The organism is Micromonospora sp. M71_S20 (assembly GCF_003664255.1).
Classification (GTDB): Bacteria; Actinomycetota; Actinomycetes; order Mycobacteriales; family Micromonosporaceae; genus Micromonospora.
On the sequence record NZ_RCCV01000004.1, the window covers coordinates 275,810 to 294,273 of the forward strand.

Annotated in this window: 15 protein-coding genes and 2 pseudogenes; 8 read left to right on the forward strand and 9 right to left on the reverse strand. The window is 69.1% G+C overall.

Features of this window, described 5'->3' with window-relative positions:
• Positions 1–205: 205 nt before the first annotated feature.
• A complete protein-coding gene (locus DER29_RS30445) occupies positions 206–817 on the reverse strand; it encodes an SMI1/KNR4 family protein (RefSeq protein WP_148710143.1) in 612 nt (203 codons plus the stop codon).
• Between the two features lie 708 nt (positions 818–1,525).
• On the opposite strand from DER29_RS30445, the gene DER29_RS30455 reads away from it, so the two are divergent.
• A complete protein-coding gene (locus tag DER29_RS30455) occupies positions 1,526–1,771 on the forward strand; it encodes a hypothetical protein (RefSeq protein ID WP_121401077.1) in 246 nt (81 codons plus the stop codon).
• Positions 1,772–2,014: 243 nt separating this feature from the next.
• On the opposite strand, the gene DER29_RS30460 is transcribed toward DER29_RS30455, so the two are convergent.
• Entirely contained in the window at positions 2,015–3,283 is a 1,269-nt protein-coding gene (locus DER29_RS30460; protein WP_121401078.1) for a S8 family peptidase, read from the reverse strand.
• A gap of 428 nt (positions 3,284–3,711) precedes the next feature.
• Between DER29_RS30460 and DER29_RS36415 the strand changes: the two genes are divergently transcribed.
• The 3 genes from DER29_RS36415 (at position 3,712) to DER29_RS30475 (ending at position 7,424) form a co-directional block, all read left to right on the forward strand.
• Positions 3,712–3,915, forward strand: coding sequence for a transposase (locus tag DER29_RS36415; RefSeq protein ID WP_370040804.1), 204 nt, complete (start codon positions 3,712–3,714; stop codon positions 3,913–3,915).
• Between the two features lie 586 nt (positions 3,916–4,501).
• Positions 4,502–5,818 carry a glycosyltransferase family 4 protein gene (locus DER29_RS30470; protein WP_121401453.1) on the forward strand — a complete coding sequence of 439 codons (1,317 nt, stop codon included), beginning with the start codon at positions 4,502–4,504 and terminating at the stop codon, positions 5,816–5,818.
• A 49-nt stretch (positions 5,819–5,867) separates the two neighbouring features.
• Entirely contained in the window at positions 5,868–7,424 is a 1,557-nt protein-coding gene (locus DER29_RS30475; RefSeq protein WP_255421101.1) for a glycosyltransferase family 2 protein, read from the forward strand.
• 81 nt (positions 7,425–7,505) lie between these two features.
• On the opposite strand, the gene galE is transcribed toward DER29_RS30475, so the two are convergent.
• From galE to DER29_RS30495, 4 genes are all read right to left on the reverse strand, one after another.
• Positions 7,506–8,525: a UDP-glucose 4-epimerase GalE gene (gene galE / locus DER29_RS30480; protein ID WP_121401080.1), complete on the reverse strand. Its 1,020-nt coding sequence runs from the start codon at positions 8,523–8,525 to the stop codon at positions 7,506–7,508.
• A gap of 16 nt (positions 8,526–8,541) precedes the next feature.
• Complete coding sequence (locus DER29_RS30485; RefSeq protein ID WP_233600266.1) at positions 8,542–9,636, reverse strand: glycosyltransferase family 2 protein; 1,095 nt, start codon at positions 9,634–9,636, stop codon at positions 8,542–8,544.
• 121 nt (positions 9,637–9,757) lie between these two features.
• Positions 9,758–9,958: an RICIN domain-containing protein gene (locus DER29_RS30490; protein ID WP_233600267.1), complete on the reverse strand. Its 201-nt coding sequence runs from the start codon at positions 9,956–9,958 to the stop codon at positions 9,758–9,760.
• Positions 9,959–9,986: 28 nt separating this feature from the next.
• Entirely contained in the window at positions 9,987–11,555 is a 1,569-nt protein-coding gene (locus DER29_RS30495) for an ISL3 family transposase (protein ID WP_121401083.1), read from the reverse strand.
• Between the two features lie 221 nt (positions 11,556–11,776).
• On the opposite strand from DER29_RS30495, the gene DER29_RS34365 reads away from it, so the two are divergent.
• Entirely contained in the window at positions 11,777–11,974 is a 198-nt protein-coding gene (locus tag DER29_RS34365; RefSeq protein WP_158619113.1) for a TIGR02391 family protein, read from the forward strand.
• 3 nt (positions 11,975–11,977) lie between these two features.
• Here DER29_RS34365 and DER29_RS30505 read toward each other — a convergent pair.
• The 3 genes and pseudogenes from DER29_RS30505 to DER29_RS30515 all read right to left on the reverse strand — a co-directional run.
• Positions 11,978–12,196: pseudogene (locus tag DER29_RS30505) on the reverse strand (IS3 family transposase); the annotation flags it as partial.
• Positions 12,197–12,420: 224 nt separating this feature from the next.
• Positions 12,421–12,996 (reverse strand): DUF6461 domain-containing protein, encoded by a 576-nt coding sequence (locus DER29_RS30510; RefSeq protein ID WP_148710144.1) that lies wholly within the window; start codon positions 12,994–12,996, stop codon positions 12,421–12,423.
• Between the two features lie 220 nt (positions 12,997–13,216).
• Positions 13,217–14,416, reverse strand: a complete 1,200-nt coding sequence (locus DER29_RS30515; protein WP_121401087.1) for an FAD-dependent oxidoreductase — start codon at positions 14,414–14,416, stop codon at positions 13,217–13,219.
• A gap of 90 nt (positions 14,417–14,506) precedes the next feature.
• Between DER29_RS30515 and DER29_RS30520 the strand changes: the two are divergent.
• The 3 genes and pseudogenes from DER29_RS30520 to DER29_RS30530 all read left to right on the forward strand — a co-directional run.
• Positions 14,507–15,091, forward strand: a pseudogene (locus tag DER29_RS30520) (TetR/AcrR family transcriptional regulator C-terminal ligand-binding domain-containing protein); the annotation flags it as partial.
• Positions 15,092–15,576: 485 nt separating this feature from the next.
• Positions 15,577–16,080: a hypothetical protein gene (locus tag DER29_RS30525; RefSeq protein WP_121401088.1), complete on the forward strand. Its 504-nt coding sequence runs from the start codon at positions 15,577–15,579 to the stop codon at positions 16,078–16,080.
• A 345-nt stretch (positions 16,081–16,425) separates the two neighbouring features.
• Complete coding sequence (locus DER29_RS30530; protein WP_121401089.1) at positions 16,426–18,435, forward strand: hypothetical protein; 2,010 nt, start codon at positions 16,426–16,428, stop codon at positions 18,433–18,435.
• Positions 18,436–18,464 lie beyond the last annotated feature (29 nt).

Genomic DNA, 18,464 nt, shown 5'->3' on the forward strand with positions numbered 1-18,464 from the left:
GATGGCGCTCGGTGACGGTACCTGGCTCACCTGTTGTGAGGAGGACCCCTTCCAACTGCTGCTGTGGAGCCTCCCCTAGTCTAACGACCTTGTGCACATAGGCAGATGAGCGCCAACGCGTGGAGGCCAGGGTAAGCAACTGCTACTTGACCCTATGGAAGGTCATCAACGTCACGGCCGTGGCGGCACCCGGCGGTGGTGGGCGTCACGGCCAGTTGATCTGACCTAAGTTATCGAGTTCCGCCTCGTCTTCCTCTAGTAGCGTGGCAATGTCGTAAAGCATGTCCGCTACGTCTGTCCATGCTGGCTGGGCCGATGCGCCAGTGTCCCGATAAAACTCCATCACGCAGCCGTTTTTTGGGCCGCCGCGCAGGTCCACGAATAGATTCCCGCCGCCGTGGTTGGTGGCGGCAGGCAACCAGGCAGGCAGCCAGAACTCGCAAACCGTTCCGGCTGGCCGATTGTTCTCCGAATTCACAAAGTCGTCCCACTGGTCGAACGGTGCGATCTCACGAGTGACGTCCATCCACAATCGGCGGCTTTTCAACGCTTCAGCGACCGGGTAAGGCACGAAGCCTGGCGGGATAAGCCACACGGCGTCGGTCTGAAGGCCGAAATGCGCCCCGTCGGCGTACAACCACCAGGCCCGCAGGTCCGGCGGCAGTGGCTGGCCGACTGCCTCCTGCGCCGCCGTCAGGTCGGCCTCAGACGCCGGCGGTCGTAGAGCCGCGCGGGCCCGGGGCGCGTGCTGTTGAAGCCACGTGTCAATGCGACCTATCGCTGCCGCCGCGACCGCCGCACGATCTGCACCCGCCATGTTCACCCTTTCGATCGCCGAACCAGGCCGCCTGCCAGGGCAGTGGTGCCCTGGCGGGGTGGCCGCCGAGCATGGACTCACTCGCTCGCTCGAAGGACGACCATGACGCTATTCGCCACCGGCCAGGCCTCGAGCCTGCCCGTGGTGCACATCGCTCACCCACTCCCAGCCGGGCTTGGCCGAGGGGCCGATCCTCGGGTCATCAGGCGCGCGACCGTCACGTAGGGCGAGCACGTACGCCCGGTCCCGCTCGATCCGGACGCGAGGACCGCGCGCTTTCATGAGCTCGATCTCCACGTCCTCGGACATCGGCCCGCCTCCCACAGATGCACCCCCGCTCCCGATCCACTGTCTGCGGGTGTGGCGTGCGAGAGTGCCCGACGATGGTGGGTCGCCCGGTCGGGTGGGGTTCAGGAACGACGCCACCTGGACCAATAGGTTGGCGACGATGGACAGCGTAGTGATGCCGGCCTGCGTCATCCGTCCTTGCGCGGCGGGTCACACCGCGGCGGAGGAACGGACGGCCACCGCCGTGACGGCTGCTCCGGCGCGCCCCCACCTTGCCGGCGGGCGCGCCGGGGTACGCCGACCGGCCGAACGGCCAAGGCGGCCGAGCCGCCGGTCGCCTTTACCTAAGGGACCAACGCCCCTCCTCTGACTTCTGGCGCGCGACGATACGGTGAGCATCGGCGGTGAAGGGCTGAAGACGTGGACCGCGTGCTGGTGGAGTTCTACGGTGGGCCGCTCGACCGCGAGCAAAGAGTGACATCCGCCCTACCCGTCGTCTGGCCGTTGCCTGCGTCGGCGACATGGGCGGATCAGCCGGTGGTGAACCTCGAGCAGCCGCGGCTGAAGGAACGGATGCTCTACGTAAGGCGAATTGATCCAGTGACCGGGCGGTTAGCGATCAACGAGGCAGGTCTGGTCATCTACGACTTCCGCGGCTACCTCTGAACACCATCACCGCGACGACGTGTGTCTACGCGCGACCGGGCGGTCCTCCAGCGGCCCCGGGAACCGATGCCGTCGGGGCGGACGGGGTGGCAGCAGCAGTGCGGTTCCGGCCCAGATTTCGTCGGACCGATCCGCGGCGGCTGCTCACCCCTCCTCACGTTCAGACAGAACGACCCTCACGTCCCGAGGACACGCCCAACATCATTTCGTTAGGAGTTGTCACGAGGAACATCCGTACGTCGGTCAGAGCATTGGTGAACCATAGAGCAGACGGTTCGGCGAACCGTTGCCAGGATTGGTCACCACGCCCAGGGTCGCGCTCTCGACCAGAAACGCGTGCACCTGCGCCGGGGTCCAGGTCGGATTCTTGCTCAGCACCCGGGCGGCCATCCCCGCCACATGCGCGGACGCCTGGAGGGTGAGGCTGATGGACTTGACCGCGGTGTCCGAGTCAGGGGAGGCAGACACGACGTCCACGCCGGGGGCGAAAAGGTCGACGCAGGGGCCGAAGTTGGAGTAGGAAGGCCGGGCGTCATTGGATTGGATGGACGCGACGGTGATGACGGTGGGCACCGAACCAGGGGAGTCATTGCAGGCGTTCTGGTTCACGTCGCCAGCCGGTGTCGTTATGACGATGCCGTCGTCGACAGCATTGGCGACCGCCGTGTTCAGCGCGGTGCTCATACCGCCGGCCAACACGAAGTCACCGACGGCGGGCGGATCCCAGGGGCTGTTGTCGGCGACCACCCAGTCGACGGCGCCGATCAACGCGCTGAGGGTGCCGTTACAACTGGGCAGGCCGACCGAGACCAACTCGACGTTCTTGGCGACTCCGTACGTCGTTCCACCGATGATGCCGGCCACATGCGTGCCAAGGGTCTTGAAGCAGCTGGCGGCATAACCGTGGTGGGCCCGACCGCCGAACTCCTGGTGGGTGGTGCGGATTCCGGGGCCGATGACGTAGACCCGGACCCCGGTACCTTGGCGTACGAAGTTGTAGGTGGTGTCGAGTCCGACCGGAGCATCGATCCGGTCCAGGTTCCAGGGTGCGTTCGGTTGAGCGGTGGACGGCTGCACCGAAGCCGTCTCGGGCACCTTGACGGCCTGGTCCTGCTCTACGTAGGCCACCGCCGGATCGGCGGCGAGCCGCCGGGCGACCGCCTCAGAGGTCCGCACCGAGAAGCCGTTGAGGGCGTCGCCCCACACCTGGTCCGGCATTGTGCCGAATCGACTGGCCAGTGCCCGGGCTGCGCCGGACACGGTGGACTTGCGGCTACCCGCCGAGCCCGCGGCCGCACCGTCCTTGAGCACCACAATGTATTCGCCCGGCACTGCGGTCGCCCGGCCGGCCCCGAGGATCTCGCCGACGGCATTCCCGGTCCGTCCCGGATTGGCGGCCGAGGCCGCTGGTTGCGTGAATATGACGGCAGCCAGCGTGGCGGCGACGAGCGCCACGGCATTGCGCCCGGGTCGACGGGTGGGAACGAGTGTCACTCTTCGCGGGTATTCCATCTACCAAGCTCCTTCGTTCTCGTTGCGGCAAGGGGTCGCCAATGCCCGTGCATTGCCCGGTTGGTTTGCCGGACTCTACAGCCAACGGCAGCCGCAGAGGGACGCCTTGGGTTGATGTACGCATTGCCATGCGTCGTTTTCGCGGTGACTGACAAAATCCGATTCACATGTATCAAACAAGCCGCTGACGCATCATGCGGAGTCGGCGCACGCGCCCTCGGCGTACGCCGGATGGGGTCAGGTCGCGAGCCTCATCCGATCAGCGGCGCGGCGCCGGGCCGGCCGAGAGGCCGGCGGCCGGCCCGGGCCCCCGGCCCGAGGCCGATTACCCCTGTGGAGCGCCCGCCATGACCTGTGCCGGCACGCCACTGGTCATGGGCTGCCCCGGCTTACGCGGAGGTGGATTGATTGGGAGCTTGTATCACTTGATGTTGAAGAGAGTGGCATGGGACGACGGGGCTACCACCGAAGTTCAAGCGCAAGGTCTTGGCCTGATCGAGTCCGGCCGGTCGGTGACCGACGTGGTTCGGGACCTGGGCATCAGCGGTCAGTCGATATACACCTGGCGGCGACAAGACCGTATTGAGCGTGGCCTGGTGCCAGGGCTGAGTAGTGCGAAGAAGAGGAACTGACTGCGGCGAAGCGGCGGATCGCGCAGCTTGAGGTGGAGTTGCACGCCACCCGACACGCGATGGAGTTGGTGCGGAGGTGGTGCCTCCAAAAGACGCTACGAGGCGGTCAAGGTATTAATGGCCGCCGAAGGCATCCCGGTGGAGGTGGCGTGTCGGGTGGTCGACGTGTCGACGTCGGGCTACTACGAGTGGCTGACCCGGTCGATCGACGCCTCCCGGCCGCCGCACTGGTCACCAACGCCCTGGGCATGGCCATCGACAGTCGATGGTCAGCAGCCGGCACGATCATCCATTCCGACCAGGGCGTGCAGTCGCCTCCTGGGCCTTCACCACACGCGCCCGCGACCCCGGGCTGATGCCATCGATGGGCGGCGTCGGCGACTGCTGCGACAACCCGCGCTCCGTTCGGTACGCCCGCCGGCGGCCCGGCCCAGGGGCTTGCTAGCCGCGGGGTGAACATCGGTCGTCGACTTGCCGTTTCCCTCGGGGCGAGGGCTCGGCCGGCCATAGGATCTCTGCGGCCGGCCGTGCCGACCGCGAAAGGGTGACGATGGAGATTCGAGCCGGAGCCAGGGGCCGGGTGGTCATGCTGGTCGACAACGCGGTCCAGGGCGACTCCCGGGTGCAGAAGTCGGCCCGGTCGGCCGCCGCCGCCGGCTGGGACGTCACCCTGCTGGGCCGCTCGCCCGACGGGGAGCCGCACCGGTGGCGGATCGGCGAGGCCCTGGTGCGGCTGCTGCCGATGGGCCGTCCCGGCGCGCCCGTGCGCCGGACGACGCGCCGGGACGCGGCGGCGCTGCTCGCGCGCCTCGGCCTGCGGACGGCGGTCGAGCGGGCGTACACCCGACTGTGCCTGCGGCTGTACGGTGACCGCGCCTGGCGCCGGTTGCAGCCGGCACTGTGGAGCTACGAGCACGCCTACGGCCCAGTGCTCGACGAGTTGGCGCCCGATCTGATCCACGCCAACGACTTCCGCATGCTCGGCGTGGGTGCACGAGGGCTCCTGCGGGCCAGGGCCGCCGGCCGCCGGGTCAGCCTGGTGTGGGACGCCCACGAGTTCCTGCCGGGCATCAAACCCTGGAGCGACAACGTGCGGTGGCTGCCCGCCCAGTTGGCGCACGAACGGGAGTACGCGCGCCACGCTGACGCGGTGGTGACCGTCTCGCCGGAGCTGGCCCGCCTGCTGCAACGCGAGCACGACCTGCCCGAACTCCCCACCGTCGTGCTGAACGCCCCCGACGGTCGCGAGGTCGGCGACAGGCCCGTGCGGGCCACCGAGACCCTCCGCGCGGGGTTCGGCCTCGGGCCGGCCGACCCGCTGCTGGTCTACAGCGGCGCCGCGGCGCCGCAGCGCGGCCTCGACGTCCTGGTCGAGGCGCTGCCGCTGCTGGCCGGCGTGCACGTCGCGCTGGTGGTCAACCATCCCGACGGCGAGTACGTCCGGTCGCTGACGGCACGGGCGGCCGACCTTCGTGTCGGCGACCGCCTGCACGTGCGGGGGTACGTGCCGCACGACGGGGTGGTGCCGCTGCTCGCCGGGGCCGACCTGGGGGTGATCCCGATCCAGCACTGGCCCAACCACGAGATCGCGCTGATCACCAAGTTCTTCGAGTACTCGCACGCCCGGCTGCCGATCGTGGTGAGCGACGTGCGCACCATGGCCGACACCGTCCGAGCGACCGGGCAGGGCGAGGTGTTCCGGGCCGGGGACGCCGAGGACCTCGCCCGCGCCGTCCGGGCCGTTCTCGCCGACCCCGGCCGGTACCGGGCGGCGTACGACGACCCTGCCCTGCTGGCGGGGTGGACGTGGGAGCGGCAGGCCGTGGAACTCGATCGGGTCTACGCCCGGCTGGTGCCGATGGGCGTCGCCGGCGGGGCGCACGCGTACGGCCGTGTCGGCTGAACCCGTGGCCGCCGGCGCGCCGGCGGCGGGTCCTCGGGGCGGCTCCCGGCTGCCCGACGTGACCGTCGTCGTACCCGTGTACAACACGATGCCGTACCTCACCGGGTGCCTGGACTCGCTGCTCGGACAGAGCATCGGCACAGACCGGATGCAGATCGTGGCGGTGGACGACGGGTCGACCGACGGCAGCGGCCGGCAGCTTGATCGCTACGCCCGCCGGTATCCGGGCACCGTGACCGTCGTGCACCAGCCCAACTCCGGCGGCCCGGCGGCGCCCTGCAACCGGGCCCTCGACCTGGCCACCGGGCGGTACGTCTTCTTCGTCGGCGCGGACGACCGCCTCGGTCCCGAGGCTCTGGAACGGCTGGTGGCCGCCGCCGACCGGTACGGCTCCGACGTCGTCCTCGGCCGGGTGGTCGGGGTGAACAGCCGCTACGTCCACCAGGAGGTCTTCGCCCGTACGGCGGTGGACGTCGGGCTGGCCGACTCGGCCCTGCCGCTGTCGTTGGCCAACACCAAGCTGTTCCGGCGGGAACTGGTCGAGCGGCACCGGCTGCGGTACCCGGAGGACATGCCTATCGGCAGCGACCAGCCGTTCACCCTGGAGGCGTGCCACCGGGCGGCCCGGGTCACGACCCTCGCCGACTACGACTACTACTACGCCGTGCGGCGGCTGAACGCCCGGAACATCACCTACCTAAGCCGGGCGGAAGAGCGGCTCGACTGCGCGCGGCGGCTCGTGGAGTTCGCCGTCGGCCTGATCCCACCGGGCGACGAGCGGGACGCGGTGCTGCGGCGCTACTTCCGCTTCGAGGTGGCGGCCCTGCTCGACGACGACTTCCTGCGGCTGGACGGGCCGACCCGCGAGCTGCTGCACGCCGCCGTACGGGAGCTGGCCGGGCGGCACCTGACCGCCTCCGTACGGGACCGGCTGCCGGTGGAGACCCGACTGCGGATCGGGGTCGCCGAGCACGGCACGCCCGACGACTTGGTCGACGTGATCCGGCAGGACGCGGAACGAGGCGTGCCGTCGACGGTCTTCGAGGGCGGCCGGCGGTACGCGGCGTATCCGGGCTTCCGGGGGTCGCACGGCCGGCTGCCCGACGGCGTCTTCGACGTCACCGACGCCGTGGACTGGCTGGCCCGGTTCGAGGTCACCGACATCGGCTGGGACCGCGACGCCGACGCGGGGCCGGCCCTCGTCCTGGACCTGCGCACGCCCCTGCCCGACCTCGACCGGCTCTGCCCGGGACCACCGCGACTCACCGCCGGCGAACTGGCCGGCGTCGTACGGCCCGCCACGGCCACCGGCAACACCATGCTGCGGGCCCGGATCAGCGTGACCGAGGTGCTGGGCGCCAGCGCGGTGACCGGGCAGCGCCGCCCCGTACACCTGACGCTGCCCGCGCCCGACGGCCGGCCCGGGACCGCGCCGCTGCGCGCACCCCGCCGGGTCCGGTTTCCCCGACCGGTGATCCGGCGGCGGGGGCGGCGCTGGTACGCCGTCTCGCCGGTGACCGACGGCAGCGGCCGGTTGATGATCTCCGTGGTGCCACTGACCCCGCGGCGGGTGCTCGCCCGGCTGGTCACCCGCCGCCCTTCCTGACGGGCCGCCGCGAGGCCGGGGCCGCCCCGAGCCAGGCGAACGGCGGCCGTGGGCCTTCGGCGGCCCGATGCCGGCCAGCGGCTACCGCAGGGCGAGCGGGGCCACGGCCAGGTGCCGGCGGTTGTCGAGTGCCCGCCACTCCAGCGCGTGTCGGATACCGTCCTCGATGCCGAAGCGCGGCGACCATCGCAGCAGGTCCTGGTAGCGGCGGCTGCGGTTGTAGACCCCCGGGACATCGCCCGGCCGCCGGGCGGCCTCCCGGTACGGCAGGGGATGGCCGGTCACCGCGGCGAACGCGGCCAGCAGTTCCCGGACCGTGGTGCCCACCCCGGTACCGATGTTGAGCGCGGCGTACCCGTGCGGGCCGGCGGCCGTCACCTCGTCGAAGCGGGTCAGGGCGGCCACGTGGGCCTGGGCGAGATCCCACACGTGGACGTAGTCCCGGACGGCGCTGCCGTCGCGGGTGGGCCAGTCCGTGCCGGTGATGTGGAACTCCGTGCTGGTCGTGGCGGCCTCGATCATGCGACCCAGGGCGTGCGTCGGGTGGAGCAGTTGCAACCCGGTGCGCAGCAGGGGATCGGCCCCGATGGGGTTGAAGTAGCGCAGCGCCACCGCCCGCAGCTCCCCGGCCCGCGCGCAGTCGGCCAGCACCGCCTCGACCATGGCCTTGCTGCGGGCGTACGGGCTGATCGGGTCGACGGGGGAGGACTCGTCGACCGCGAAGTCCGTACCCGGCCGGTAGACGGCGGCGGTGGAGCTGAACAGCACCCGACGGCACCCGTTGCGAACCAGGTGGCGGACCAGCTCGACGGACTTGGCGAGATTCTCCCGGTAGTAGCGCAGCGGGTCGCGGGTCGACTCGGGTACCACGATCATCCCGGCGCAGTGCACGGTGGCCCGGATCTCGGGGTGCTCGGCGAAGATCCGGTCGACCAAGTCGCCGTCGGCGATGTCACCGCGATAGAAGGGGCGACCGGCCGCGAAGGACGCCCGGCCGGTCGACAGGTCGTCAAGGATCACCGGCGTGATGCCCCGGTCCAGCAGCGCGGAGCCAACCGTGCTGCCGATGAAGCCGGCACCACCGGTGATCAGATACTTCATGCTCGTCACCGTTCCGTCACCCATCCGCGCCGACGGGCGCGTTCGAGCTGGTCCGAGCGGGTTGCGCCGGCCGTGGCCGCAGCGACCGGCGCAGCCGGCCCGCCGCCCTGTGCGCTGCCCGCAGGGCCGCCCAGACTACGTACGCGTCGTGGCGCACCATCCGGTGCTTGAGCCCGGCGATCCCGCCGGGTCGGGGGTAGCCGGCGGCGGGCAGCCACCGCCGGTAGTCCGCCGCCATGCGGCGGAAGAACGCCCGGCGGTCCTCCGGCGGTAGCCGGAGGTCGTTGCCGACGATCACCAGGTAGTGGTCGAGCATGACGCGGAACAGGTCGGGCCGGAACCGGTCCGGGGCGTCGCCGCCGGCGGTCGCCAGCCAGCCGAACACCGAGGCGTACTGGTCGAAGACCTCGAAGTGCCGCGAACTCAGGGTGGCGGTGATCCGGTCGCGGGGGCGCTGCCGGTAGTGGTAGCAGTCCCGCTCCAGCACGTCGATACTGCTGGCGGCGATCAGCAGGGGATGACTGTAGGCGCAGTCCTCGTACCAGCCGGGCCGGAAGGAGAGTCCCAGCTCGGTCAGGAACGTACGGCGGACGAGCTTGGTGCACGCGGACTGGGCGAGCATGAGCAGCTCGGGCCGGTCGGCCAGGCGCAGCGGGGCGCGTCGCCCCCCGAGGGCCAGCCCGGACGGCCGGGCCACCACCCGGCCGTCGGGGAACACCTCGGCGTGGTCGACGATCAGCACGTCCGGGCGGGTGTCCGCGAGTCGCTCCCGCACCGCCGCGACCGCGCCGGGCGGCAGCCAGTCGTCACCGTCGACGAACCAGAGGTAGTCGCCGGTGGCCTGGGCCGCGCCAGCGTTGCGGGCGCCGCCCAGGCCGGCGTTCTTGGCCAGGCGGACCACCCGCACCCGGGGGTCGCGCGTGGCGTACTGGTCGAGCAGCCTCCCACTGCCGTCCGGCGAGGCGTCGTCCACCGCGACGACCTCCACGTCCTCGGCGCCGGGTTGGGCGAGGATCGAGTCGAGGCAGGTCGCGAGGTACGCCTCGACGCCGTGCACCGGAACGACGACGGACAACGTCGGGCGGTCGGCTGGGGTATCGGCACCGTCCACGGCTGGGACTATGTCGAGGCACCCCGACCGTTCCGCCACGCGCAGGTGAACTGGGCCTGACATTCTGCGAGCCGGCCCGGTGTGTGCCACCGGGCAGCACCGCACGCCGGGTCGAGGCGCGTCAGGCGGGCACCGTCCACTTCTGGTTCGCGCCACCGGTGCACGTCCAGATCTGGGTCGGTGTCGCGTTGGCCGAGCTGTTGTCCAGCACGTCCAGGCACTTGTCCGCGCTGGCGCTGACCAGGTCGCGGGCCGCTGTCGCGGTCCACCGCTGGTTCGCCGCGCCGGTGTGTCGGCGACGCGTGAAATCGGGCTCTGGCACACATTCTGTGATTGATCTTGGCGTCAGCTCATGGTGTAGCGAGGACTCGTTTGCGGAGGAGGTCGAGGTTCGCCCGGCCATACATCTGCCGCTTGATCGTCTTGATGCGGTTGACCTGGCCTTCGACCGGGCCTGAGCTCCAGGACAGGGTGAGGCCGGCGAGGACGGCGTCGCGGTCGCTGGCCAGGCCGGCGGCGAAGCCGCGGATTTCGGGGTATCCGGCGTGCCGGGCACGGTTGATCCAGACGTCGAGGTGCTGGCCGGTGCCCTGGTGGCGGACCAGTGCGGCGAACCCGCGGGCGAGGTCGGCGACAGTGTCGAGGTCCGGGCACCGGCCGCGGGCGTCGGCGAGATCGGTGCGATCGTCGTCCGTCAGTTTGTGTCCGGGTCGCATGATCCAGGCGGTGATCCGCCGGGCTGACGGCACTCGGACGGCCACGGTGGTGGGCCGGGTGCGGTTCACGGCAAGCCAATCCCGCAGCACGCGCAAATTCCCCTGATAGCCCCGGGCCAGGATCTCGGCGTGCAGGTCGGCTGTCTCGTGGACACCGTCGGTAAGTCGTTGCCGCAGGTAGAGGTGGAACGGGGCGAGGACGCTGGGTCGGCTGCTGGCGTTCGGGCCGATCAACGCTTCGGCGGTGGCGGCGTGGGCGTACTTGCGGGCGGTTCTGACGTTCATGTCGAGCCGGCGGGCGGTCGCGCTGATCGACAGTCCTTCGGCCCGCAGGGCGTGCACGGCGGCGTGGCGTTGGCGGGTGTTCTCCGCGCGGCGTCCCGTCCTGACCGCCTCGGCCGTGGTCGGCGCGGCCAGGGCAGGTATCGAAACGGTGTCCTCGCGCAGGCACCGACGGTGCCCACGAACGACCTTCTCGACCGCGTCGCTGAGGTTCTTCAGCAGGTGCCACCGGTCGGCGACCTGAACCGCGTCAGGTGCTCCCTTGCGGGCGCCGTCGGCATAGCTACCACCACGATCCCGACAGATGATCTGGACCCCGGGGTGCTCGCGCAGCCATGCGGCGAGAGCGTCGGCGGTGCGGTCGGGCAGGACATCGATCGACCGGCGGGTGTGCATGTCGAGTAGGACGGTGGCGTATCGGTGCCCGCGACGGCGGGCGAAGTCGTCCACGCCCAGCACCGTCGGCGTCACCAGCGGCGAGTCAGGCATCCTCCGGATCATCCGGATCAACGTCATCCGAGACACCGACACCGCCAACCGCTGCGCCAACCGGCTGCCCGATCGACCGCCCAACGCCACCGCGACCGCTTCCAGATCACCCGCCGCCAGGACCGTGTGACGGGCATGCCGACGGGTCAGCCCGGGAACCTGCTCGACGAACGTCCGCCGCTGACACCCGACGTTCGAGCAGGCGAATCGGCGGACCGTCAACGCGACCAGCACCTCATGGCCACCCAACCTGACATCGGCCAGCCGCCGCACATAGCGGCCATGCACCGCGGTCGACCAGGTGCCACAAGCACCGCACGACGCCCGCACCGTCCGCGTCGCCGCATCGATCCTGACCCCGACGCCCCGGACCACCACCGCGTCCAACCGCAGGCCCACCAGATGCGGAAGCAACGCCGAAATGATCTCCATCCGGGCACCCAACCCGAACTACCGACGAGCGCGACTCACAAAATGTGTGCCAGAGCCAAGGTTGAGCCGGCGTTGACACGTTCGACTGGCTGCGCACCCATGGACTGCTGGCGGCCGACCCGGAGCAAAGCTCCGCGCATTGCTACATCACACGACGCGGGCGAGCGGTCCTCGAAGCATCTGACGGGCTCGCTCTCGTTCACGCCGAGCAGCGGCTGAACGTGGACCTGCATCCGCGGATCGCGGCCACGGTGCGAACCCAGTTCCTGCTCGGCGAGTACGAATTGGCGGCCTTCGCGACCCTGCGCGAGGTGGAGATCCGCGTGCGGGAACTTGCCGGCGCCAGTGACTCCGACATCGGCGTCAAGCTGATGCGGCAGGCATTCGGCAATCAAGGGCCGCTGGCTGACCTGAAGTGACCCCTATCGGCCGGACACCCCCATGTGTGTAAGGGACTCTCGGTGGGTCTTCTCGTAGGTGTCGGGGCTGACGTTACCCAGACGGCTGTGCCGGCGGCGAGGGTTGTAGAAGCCTTCGATGTAGGAGAAAACTTCCATCTCCAGTTCGTGCCGGGACGGCCAGGCGCGGGTGTAGACCAGTTCGGTCTTGAGGGTGGCGAAGAACGACTCGGCCATGGCGTTGGGCCGCTACATCCCGCCGTGGGCGTAGCGCTTCCGGTGCACGCCCGTTGGCTGGAGCGAGTGCGTCACCTGCCTAAAGCGGGTGACGCACCCTGGTGCCCGGTAGGCGGCAGAAGCGGACGCGTTTGTCATCTGTGATTCTCAAGGGTCGCCGACGGGTTGCCATGTCAAGACGCCTTTTTGATCAGCGGAAGGGCGTTCGGCACTGCAGCGGCCGTTCTGGTTCACGTGCGAGCAATCACGATGGCTTCGTGTGGGCGATCGAACCAGTCGCAATCAAGACGGATACCGGTACGGCGCTCGACGGCAGCGAGCATTCCTGCCACCCACAGACCGGGAGTCCGCATGGCGTCGTAGAGATCAGCAAGCTCGGCGTCGAGCGCGTTAGGTCTGACTCCTGCGCATGGCCATCCAGCTTCCATCGCGGTGATGAGCTCGCCCTGTGTGGCAAAGCTGAACCGTGTCATCGCGTCGACATCCCACCAGGCACTGTGAACCTTCGCGTCGATGCTGAGCGCCCGCAGCACCTCCGGGCGGGTGCACTGGAAGCCGTTGTTTTCAAATATGGTGACAGCAGGGCCTACCTGATCGAGATGCAGGACCCATCCGTCGTTCGGGCCGATCTCGTAGGCTTCGGACAGGTCAAGCACTTCGAGATCGTCGGGGTCGCCACCAAGACGGGACGCGACGTCCTCGAGAGCCAGGGCAGCGCCGAGCGGCTGTGTCACCGTCCAGCACATCGCCACCGGCAGTCCAGTGGTCTCAAGGTCTTTGTAATAGGCAAGCACGTCGGAAAGCACGCGGCCATTGTCGATCGCTCCCGACGGGCGCGCGGCCTCCTCCCAACCTGCCGTAGCGTCCGAGGTCACTTCAGCGGACTGGCACCGCGAACAAATCGAGCGGATCGCGGCAGATCCGGATGCCGAATGAGTCCGTCACCTGGGGCGGCGGGCGCAACGGGCAGAACTGGAATCCGTCCCCGTCGCAGCGGATCACGTCTCCGTCCGGCTGCCGGGACTGTCAGCGCAGGTGTTCGGGGCGTACGCCGATGCCGACGAGCCTGGCGGGGAGGGCTTGTAGCGCCGGGAACCGCTGCAGCAGGCGGATCGGTGCCGGGGCTTCGATGCGGCCGGTGGCGTGCAGTAGCGGGTCGACAACGCGCCGCTGCGCGGCGCGTTGGATGTTCTGCGTCACCACCGTCGGCAAGTGCCGGCGCTTCTGCACTGCGGCGAGGTCCGCTTCGGTGACCGGCTGCCCGGCGGCGAGGTTCGGGCCTAGCATCCGGGCGGTGGCCGCGGCGTCCTGCACTGCTAGGTTGATGCCGACGCCGCCGATCGGGGACATGGCGTGTGCGGCGTCGCCGATGAGCAGTGCGCCGGGCGCGTGCCACCGCTTTAGTCGGTTGACCTTCACCGTCAGCAGTTTGACGTCGTCCCAGGTGGCGAGCTCACCGACCCGGTCGGCGAGGACCGGGTGCCGGCGCGTCACCTGCTCCCGCAGCGCCTCCAGCCCGGCCGCGCGGATCTCGTCGTAGCCGCCCTTGGCGATGACGTATGCGCACTGGTAGTAGTCGCCGCGGTCGATGGCGAGCATCAGCCCGCCGGCGCCGATCCGCATCGCCAGGCCGTCGCCGTCGCCTGCGCGACGCGAGATCCGGAACCACAGCACGTCCATGGGAGCGCCGTAGTCGACCGGCTGCAGGTCAAGCTCGCGGCGTACCACCGAATCGCGGCCGTCGCAGGCGACGGTGAGCGATGCCTCGATCTCCAGTTCGCCCTCCGGGCCTACGGCGCGCACGCCGGTGACAGCGCCGGACGTGTCGCGGAGCAGGCCCGTCGCGGTGGTGGAGCGAAGCAGCGTGAAGGCGGGGAACTTCGCTGCCTCGGTCGCGAGCATTTCCAGGAAGTCCCACTGGGGAACGAAGTACAGGTAGTTGTGTGGCGCCGGCAGGCGCGTGAAGTCCGCGACGGTGTAGGTGCCGTCGTCGAAGGTGGCGCGCAACGCGCCGGCCTTGCGCCCGGGTAGCGCCGCCATCCGATCGCCGAGCCCGATCTCGTCGAGCATGTTCAGTGTGGAGGAATGCGCCGTGTCGCCGCGGAAGTCCCGGAGGAAGTCGGCATGCTTTTCCAGCACGGTGACCTCCACTCCCTGCCGGGCGAGCAGCAGCCCCAGGACGAGCCCTGCGGGCCCGCCGCCGACAACGCAGACAGTGGTCTTCATAACTCCTCCAATCGCAACTCATGTTGCTTTCTGAGTTTGACATGATGGTAGGAGGTAACGCAACAACCGGTGCGTTAAAGGAGGTGTCCGATGTCTGCTGGCCAGCGACCGGGCGGGCGCAGCGCCCGTGTCCGGGCCGCGGTCCTCACAGCCGCCCGTGGTCTCCTCGTCGACGGGTACGCCGAGTTGACCGTCGAACGGATTGCCCAGGTGGCCGGCGTCAACAAGACGTCGGTGTACCGCCGGTGGGCCGACCTGGAAGGCGTCCTCGGCGACCTGCTCAGCGAGTACGCCAGTGAGGTCGTCCCGATCCCGGACACCGGCGAACTCGACACGGACCTGGAAGAGCTGGCGTTGCTGGTCCGGCGCGGCATGACCGGCGAACCCGGCGAGCTGATCACGGCCCTGGCCGCGGCCGCGCCCCGCAACCCGCGCGCCGCGCAGATCGTCCGCGGCTTCTTCGCCGAACGGTTCGGCCTCGCCGAGGCCGTCGTCGACCACGCCATCGCCCGGGGCGAACTGCCTCAGGGCACCGATGCCCGGGCCGCTATCGAGATCCTAGGCGCGCCCTTCTTCCTGCGGCTGCTCGTCGTCGACGAACCCATCGACGAGGAGTTCGCGCAACGTACCGCCGCCGCAGCCGCCGCAGCCCTCCGCGCCGGCGTCTTCAATCCGGCGCGAGGGCCTCGTCCCGCCATGGGCGCCAGCGCAGCGTCTCCCGCCAGCCGTCCCGGCCGCAGCCCGGTCCCAGTCGGTGACGTCAAAATGCCCGTCGATCCGCGCCGACAAAGCCCCGGCCATGGCGGCGCCGTGGAACGGGGTTGTGACCGGCGATGACGGAGAACCTGTCACCGACTGCCCGGCCCCGATGCCCCGCCGCTGCCCGCACCACAGCCGCCGCAGACGATGACGGTGTATCCGGCCACGGTCGGTGCCACAGCCGCGCGATGGCCAAGTCAAAGGCTCTGCGGAACCAGATAACTGAACGCAACGGGCCGTCGCACGACCATCGGCCGGTAGCCGTGATGGCCAACCTCGTTTTGTCGTCCGCTGACGCGAACGCATCGCGGCAGATGGGTGCGTCTCGTCCTCGGCGAGGTAAGCCCGTTTGAAGGCCCACACGGGATTCGACGTAGATACGTAATCTCGCGCTCGTCTCGGTGGAGTACACCGAGGCGAGCGCGAGAAGGAGCATTCTGGAGGGCCGCTGGTGGAACCAGGCCCGACTGCCGGCGGTCCAACCTGACATGCGCGCGGTCGTCTCCCTCAGCTCTGTCCTGCTGGGTTTGTTCGTCGGCGCTCTCATGCTGCGTTCCGGCTGGGAGTTGCCGATGCGAACCTCCTGCTCAGGCGACGTGTGCACGTCGCAGTCGTGGATCGACGTCGACTGGGACCGCGTCAACTGGGAACTGAAGCCGACCAGGATCGCCTGCTTCGAGGCCAACCCGGCCAACCACGATGTCCTGATCGGGCCCGGCGACGAATGCGTACGGTCCCGCGGCGACGTCATCGAGCACCAGGCCACCTACGAAGAACTACGTGAAGAAATCCAGCAACGGCGCATCCGGGCACTTGCGTTCGCCAGTGCCGCGATCGCGCTGCCACCGATCCTCGTCGAGGTGTGGTGGCGGGATCGCCGCAGACCGGCACCGACGGCACACTGACTCCACGCTCCCCACCCTGATCGCGGCATGAGCGAGCGCCTGATTGAGCGCGCGTTCACACGGTTCCTCGGTGCGAGCCTGGCGTGCCTGAGAAGTTGTTCGACCACCCAGGCTTGTCGGTGCCCGGGAAGGCAATCACAGCGTGAGTCAAGATGTACTCAACGTCGCCACCGGCCACTGGCGGAAACTGCTGACCGCCGGCCCGGCACCCCACCGCCGTACGCGCTCCGGTCGACTGACCGCCGGCCACCGGCACCCGTCTGTGACCGTGCGGACAGCCGGAAACGCGTTTCTCCGATTGGCGTTCGCTGCGTAGGATCTCCGGCGATCAAGGGGGATGAAACGGTGGGCGATTTCCAGCAGTTCGTGACGGATGTGACTTCGCGTCTGTCCACGATGTCCAAGGGTGAGTTGTACGCCGTCGGCGACGGTCTCGACCGGGACTCACTCTGGCTCACCTTTCTCAATTCCTTCCCCGCCGGCACCAATCTGCGGTTCCGTGAGCGATCCGAGTACGACTGCTCGACCTGCCGCGGTTTCATCAAGCACTTCGGCAACGTCGTCGAGATCCACGACGGGCGGGTCCGTACCGTCTGGTCCGGGGTATCGGCATCCGACCCGGTCTTCTCCGTCGTCGCCGCCGCTCTGGACGAGTTCGTTCTTTCGCTGCCGTTGTCCACCATCTTCCGGTCCACTCAGGCGCAGTACGGGACGAAGACCACTCGAACGCTGCGCGACGGCCAGGTCGAGGTGTGGCACCACCTGCACGGCCGGGTGGAGAAGCGGCATCGCATCGAGGACGTCGGCGCGGCACAGGGCAACTTTGACGCCGCGGTGCAGGTCTTCCAGCGTGGCCTGGCCGAGCTGACTCGGCACGCTCTGGACACCGTCGTCGACCTCGTCGACGACAACGCCCTCTACCGCGGCGCGGAGCATCGCCGGGCGGTGACCGAGTTCCGCTCGCTGCAGAACCGGTGGACCCAGGCGACCGACCGACGTGCCTTCGTCTTCGCCAACGCCATGAACCCGGCGGCCCGGTTCCGCAACACGGTGATCGGCACCCTCGTCCAGGATCTCTCCGCGGGCGTCGACCTGGAGCAGGCGGTCCGGTCGTTCGAGGCGAAGGTGGCGCCGCAGAATTACCAGCGCCCCACGGCGTTGATCACCCCGGGCATGGTCAAGGCCGCCATGGGGACCATTGCCGAGCTGGGTATCGAGGAGTCGTTGCAGCGACGGTTCGCCCGGCTGTCTGATGTGTCGGTCACCAACGTGCTGTGGGTCGACAACGACACCCAGGCACGGATGAAGGACGGCATCGAAGGGCTGCTCATGCAGGCGGCCACCATCCGGTCGTCAGGTGCGATCGTTCGCGACGCCAAGCCGGAGGAGATTCCCGTGGTCTCCTTCATGAAGGACATCCTGCCCAGCGCCGCCACCATCGACCTCTGGGTTGCCAACACCCACGAGCCGCACCTCGTCAGCCTCACCACCGGCAGGTGCCCGGCTGCTCCGCGGTTGTTCAAGTGGGACAACGATTTTGGCTGGTCGTACGGCGGCAACGTCACCGACTCGATCAGGGAGAAGGTCAAGCGGGCCGGCGGCAACGTCACCGGCAAGCTGCGGGTGAGCTTGTCCTGGTTCAACCACGACGACCTAGACCTGCACGTGTACGAACCCAACGGCGACCACATCTGGTACCAGGAGAAGCGCAACAAGCTGGACGTCGACATGAACGCCGGCGGGACGCTCTCCCGCGAGCCGGTGGAGAACGTCACCTGGACCGACCGTGTCCCCGACGGTGAGTACCGGCTCGAGGTGAACCAGTACCGCAAGCGGGACAGCACCCAGGTCGGCTTCGTGATCGAGACCGAGAGCAACGGGAAGATCGAGCATTACAGCCACGAGCGCGCGGTCGGCCACAAGGAGACCGTCGAGGTGGGCCGGATGACGGTTGCCGGCGGGGTGATCACCGCTTTCCGGCCGGGTAAGGATGTGCAGCCGGGCAGTGCGGGCAAGGAGTTGTGGGGCATCACCACCGAACAGTTCGTGCCGGTATCCACCATCATGTACTCGCCGAACTACTTTGACGACAACGAGGTCGGCAACCGGCACTACTTCTTCATCCTGAAGGGGTGCGTGAACGACCAGCCGACGCGGGGGATCTACAACGAGTTCCTCCGCAGCGACCTGCAACCGCACCGCAAGGTGTTCGAGGTTCTCGGCGATCGAACCAAGTGCGAGCCGTCTCCCGATCAGCTGTCCGGCCTCGGCTTCAGCTCCACGGTCCGCAGCTCTGTGGTCGCCAAGGTGACCATGACCGGCGGCCGGCGCCGCCTCATCAACATCCAGTTCTGATTCCCTACCCAGAATTTCAGAGAGGCTGC